Source organism: Nocardioides sp. (assembly GCF_031397825.1).
Classification (GTDB): domain Bacteria; phylum Actinomycetota; class Actinomycetes; order Propionibacteriales; family Nocardioidaceae; genus Nocardioides.
In genome coordinates, this window is record NZ_JANNML010000006.1 from 1 (window position 1) to 4374 (window position 4374).

Annotated in this window: 4 protein-coding genes; 3 read left to right on the plus strand and 1 reads right to left on the minus strand. The window is 69.8% G+C overall.

Annotated elements, in window-relative coordinates:
- Nucleotides 1-693, plus strand: a 693-nt coding sequence (locus tag RMN98_RS00390) for a transketolase C-terminal domain-containing protein (RefSeq protein WP_309646818.1), incomplete at its 5' end; no start/stop codon positions are given.
- 11 nt (nt 694-704) lie between these two features.
- Nucleotides 705-2159, plus strand: coding sequence for a dihydrolipoamide acetyltransferase family protein (locus tag RMN98_RS00395; protein ID WP_309646819.1), 1455 nt, complete (start codon nt 705-707; stop codon nt 2157-2159).
- A 55-nt stretch (nt 2160-2214) separates the two neighbouring features.
- Here RMN98_RS00395 and RMN98_RS00400 read toward each other — a convergent pair whose 3' ends face one another.
- Nucleotides 2215-3027, minus strand: coding sequence for an SDR family oxidoreductase (locus RMN98_RS00400; protein ID WP_309646820.1), 813 nt, complete (start codon nt 3025-3027; stop codon nt 2215-2217).
- A 220-nt stretch (nt 3028-3247) separates the two neighbouring features.
- Between RMN98_RS00400 and RMN98_RS00405 the strand changes: the two genes are divergently transcribed.
- The coding region (locus RMN98_RS00405; protein ID WP_309646821.1) for an OFA family MFS transporter at nt 3248-4374 on the plus strand (1127 nt) is incomplete at its 3' end.

The window sequence follows — 4374 nt, forward strand, 5'->3', positions numbered from 1 at the left end:
TGCCAGGTCGCCAAGATCCACTTCCGCTCGCAGGGCCGGGTCAAGATGCCGATCGTCATCCGGATCCCCTTCGGTGGCGGCATCGGCGCGGTCGAGCACCACTCGGAGTCGCCCGAGGCGCAGTTCGCCCACACCCCCGGCCTCAAGGTCGTCGCGTGCTCCAACCCGGTCGACGGCTACTGGATGATCCAGCAGGCCATCGCCTGCGACGACCCGGTCATCTTCCTCGAGCCCAAGCGGCAGTACCACGCCGACAAGGCCGAGCTCGACGAGTCCGCCTCGCCCGAGCCGCTCTTCACCTCGCGGGTGGTCAAGAAGGGCACTGACCTGACGTTGCTGTCCTACGGCCCGATGGTCAAGACGGCCATGAAGGTCGCCGAGGCCGCCGCGACCGAGGGTCGCTCGATCGAGGTCATCGACCTGCGCACGCTCTCGCCCCTCGACATGGTGCCCGTGCTCGAGTCCGTACGCCGGACCGGCCGTGCCGTCGTCACCCACGAGGCCCACGTCAACCTGGGCCTGGGCGCCGAGATCTCCGCGCGCATCACCGAGGAGTGCTTCTACTCCCTCGAGGCGCCGGTGCTCCGCGTCGGTGGCTTCGACACGCCCTACCCGCCGTCGCGGATCGAGGAGGACTTCCTCCCCGACCTCGACCGGGTGCTGGACGCCGTCGACCGCTCCTTCGAGTTCTGAGAGGCACGGACATGAGTGAGTTCCTCCTGCCCGACGTCGGCGAGGGCCTGATCGAGGCCGAGATCGTCACCTGGAAGGTCAAGGTCGGCGACGTCGTCGCCATCAACGACATCGTCGTCGAGATCGAGACCGCCAAGTCGCTCGTCGAGCTGCCCTCGCCCTTCGCGGGCGAGGTCACCGCCTTGATGGTCGCCGAGGGCGACACCGTCTCGGTCGGCACGCCGATCATCGCGATCGGTGCCCCTGCTCCTGCCCCCGCGGGTGCACCCGAGATGGAGATCGACCTCTCCAACCCTGCTGCCAGCGGCCGGGTCGAGGGCGAGAGCCTGGTCGGTCGCAACAAGGCCGAGCGCGGCCCCCAGCGGCGCGCCCGCAAGGGGTCGGTGACGCCGTCCTCCGAGGCCGCCGCCAACACCCAGATGCAGGTCCAGGGCGCGTTCGCGCCCGGTGGGGCCCAGTCGCAGGACGTCGTGCCGGCCGATGAGCCGGCGGTGCCTGCTGTCCCCGCCGTCGAGCCCGAGCCGGTCTCGGAGTTCGTCCCTGCTCGCGCGCTGTCGACCGGCGAGGTGCGCGTGCTCGCCAAGCCGCCCGTCCGCAAGCTGGCCAAGGACCTCGGCATCGACCTGGCCCGGCTCACCGCCACCGGCCCGGGCGGCACCGTCACCCGTGCCGACGTCGAGGGCGCCGCGTCCGCACCTTCGGTGGTCGAGCCCGACGAGCGTCAGCGAGGTGGCGGCACGTCACCAGGCGTGGGACAGCGCGAGACACGCGAACCCATCAAGGGCGTGCGCAAGATGATGGCGAGCGCGATGGTGGGCTCGGCGTTCTCCGCTCCGCACGTGACCGAGTGGGTGACGCTCGACGTCACCCGCACGATGGAGCTGGTGGATCGTCTCAAGGCGCGTCGTGAGTTCCGCGACGTCAAGGTCTCCCCGCTGCTGGTGCTGGCCCGCGCGGTCATGCTGGCGATGCGTCGTACGCCGGAGATCAACTCGTTCTGGGACGAGTCGGCCCAGGAGGTCGTGCTCAAGCACTACGTCAACCTCGGCATCGCGGCCGCGACGCCGCGGGGGCTGGTCGTGCCCAACGTCAAGGACGCCCAGGACCTGACGCTGCTCGAGCTGGCCGGCGAGCTCAACCAGCTCACGGCCACCGCCCGGGAGGGCAGGACCCAGCCGGCCGAGATGAGCGGCGGGACGTTCACGATCACCAACGTCGGCGTCTTCGGCGTCGACGCGGGCACGCCGATCATCAACCCGGGCGAGTCGGCGATCCTCTGCTTCGGCGCGATCAAGAAGCAGCCCTGGGTCGTCACGACCGACGGGGTCGACGAGATCGTCGCGCGGCACGTCACCACGCTGGCGCTGTCCTTCGACCACCGCCACATCGACGGTGAGAAGGGCTCGCGCTTCCTCTCCGACGTCGCGGGCATCCTCGAGGACCCGGCCTCCGCGCTGCTGTTCTGACTCCTCCAGGTGCCGAGTCGGCGCGATGTTGCAGCAACATTGCGCCGACTCGGCGTCAGGTCAGGTCGAGCGGACCGATCTCCCAGCCCTCGGGGGCGATCGGGTGCAGGATCGCGTCGGTGCCGCCGTCGACGAAGAGGCAGACGCCGACGACCAGGCTGGCCGCGTCGGAGAGCAGGAAGCAGATCGTCGCAGCGACCTCCTCCGGCCGGCCCGGACGCCCCAGGGCCGTGGGATAGCTGTCGGCGAACGGGCCGAACGTCGGGTCGTCGCGCAGCTGCTGGGTCATCGGCGTCTCGATCAGCCCGGGTGCCACGGCGTTGACGCGGATGCCGGCGCCTATCCACGCGGGTGTCACACCCTCGCGCCGCGCCCACCAGGCGAGCGCGGCCTTGGAGGAGGGGTAGACCATCACCGAGTCGACCTTGGCGGCCGCCTCGCGTGCACCCTGCTCGTCGTCCTTCAGGCAGAGCGCGGCCACCTCGGCGTTCCACCCCGGCATGCCGGTGATCGAGTTGGACGCCAGCAGCACCACGGCGGCGCCGCCCGTGCCTGACGCGGCAGCCAGCTGCGGCCGGAGCCCGCGCACCAGCCCGAGCGCCCCGAAGTAGTTGACGCTCACCAGCAGCGCGGAGTCCACCCCGGTCAGTCCGGCGATCCCGGCGCACGGCACGACGCCGTGCAGCACGTCGGTCAGCGCCTGCACGCCGGTCACCGCGGCATCGCGGCCCGCCGCGGTCGACAGGTCGGCGGTCACGTCGGCGTCGTGCAGATCGACGGTGATCACCCGGTGGCCCTGGTCGCGCAACATCGCGGTCGTCGCTGCCCCGATGCCCGATGCGGCGCCGCTCACGACGTACGTCCTCATGGGAGGGGACTGTAACGCGTTCTAGTTCGGTCGGCGACGAGACCATGTAACACGTCGTCCACCCATCTCCCACGTCGCTGCAACGGTCTCGTAGATGGGGTAACGACGTGTTACATGCGCCCGGTGACCGCGGCTGCAGAACCCGAGTGGTTGAAAGTGGTCACGAACGGGTAATCGGTGTGACGGATCACTCGGAACCGAACCCCTCGAGGGGGAACGCATGTCACTCACCGTCCTCGACCGCGAACGCACGGTCGCCGGCACCGGCTTCAACCGCTGGCTCATCCCGCCTGCCGCCCTCGCCGTGCACCTGTGCATCGGCCAGGTCTACGCGACCAGCGTCTACAAGGACGCGCTCGTCGCGCACTTCGACACCTCCCTGACCGCGGTCGGTGCGGTGTTCTCCATCGCGATCGTGATGCTGGGCCTCAGCGCGGCCGTCTTCGGCACCTGGGTCGACACCGGCGGCCCGCGCCGAGCCATGGTCGCCTCGGCCACCTGCTGGGCGACCGGCTTCATGGTCGGCGCCGCCGGCATCGCCACCGAGCAGATCTGGCTGCTCTACCTCGGCTACGGCGTGATCGGCGGCATCGGGCTCGGCCTGGGCTACATCGCCCCGGTCTCCACGCTGATCAAGTGGTTCCCTGACCGTCCCGGCCTCGCGACCGGCATGGCGATCATGGGCTTCGGCGGTGGCGCGATGATCGCCAGCCCGCTGTCGGCCAAGCTGCTCGACCTGTACGGCGGCGGCTCGGACGGGCTGCAGGACGGCAACTCCGTCGCCAAGCTGTTCGTGACGCTCGGCGTGATCTACGTCGTCGTCATGCTCTTCGGGGCGTGGCTGGTGCGTGTGCCTCCCGTGGGCTGGAAGCCGGCCGGCTTCGACCCGAGCACGGTCAAGGCCAAGTCGATGGTGACGACCGCCAGCGTCTCGGCGGCCAACGCCGTCAAGACCCCGCAGTTCTGGCTGCTGTGGGTGGTGCTCTTCTGCAACGTGACTGCCGGCATCGGCATCCTCGAGCAGGCGTCGCCGATGATCCAGGGCTTCTTCCGCAACGGCGACACCTCCTCGGTCTCGCTCGCGGCGGCGGCCGGTTTCGTCGGGGTGCTGAGCCTCTTCAACATGGCCGGTCGTTTCGTGTGGTCCTCGACCTCCGACGCGATCGGGCGCAAGCCGATCTACATCCTCTACCTCGGCGCCGGCATCGGGCTCTACCTGCTCCTCGCGACCGTCGGCACGACGAGCACGGTGGTCTTCGTGATCCTCGCCGGGTTGATCATCAGCTTCTACGGCGGCGGTTTCGCGACCGTCCCGGCCTACCTGCGCGACCTCTTCGGTCCCTTCCA